General features: G+C 69.0%; 1 protein-coding gene. It reads left to right on the top strand.

Going from position 1 to position 361, the window contains the following annotated elements; all coding sequences use genetic code 11:
- Positions 1-89: 89 nt before the first annotated feature.
- The coding region (locus FK498_RS19085) for an Arm DNA-binding domain-containing protein (protein WP_237561033.1) at positions 90-361 on the top strand (272 nt) is incomplete at its 3' end.

Consider the following 361-nt stretch of genomic DNA (forward strand, 5'->3'; position numbering starts at 1 on the left):
CGCCTGACACACCGGCCATCACCCGCCGGAGATCGCGATCGGCCGAGCTGCTACACCACTCCCCGGGACACGACCCGATCGACCGCGACGTGCTCGTCTATGACGACGAGGTCACGGGCTTCGGCGTCTTCATCCTTCGCTCCGGCAAGCGCGGCTTCTTTCTCCGCTATCGCATCGCCGGCCGCGAGCGCCGCTTCACGATCGGCGCCTGGCCCACATGGTCGGTCACCGCCGCGCGCGAGGAGGCGAAGCGGCTCAAGCGCGAAGTCGATGCCGGCAACGATCCGCTCGGCGCCGATGCGCTTGCGCCAGCGGGTCATCGAAGAGCGATCGAGCGGCAGGGCGTGCTGGAAGTGGGTCT

Origin of the sequence: Elioraea sp. Yellowstone (assembly GCF_006704265.1) — a bacterium.
In the GTDB taxonomy this organism is placed as follows: Bacteria; Pseudomonadota; Alphaproteobacteria; order Acetobacterales; family Acetobacteraceae; genus Elioraea.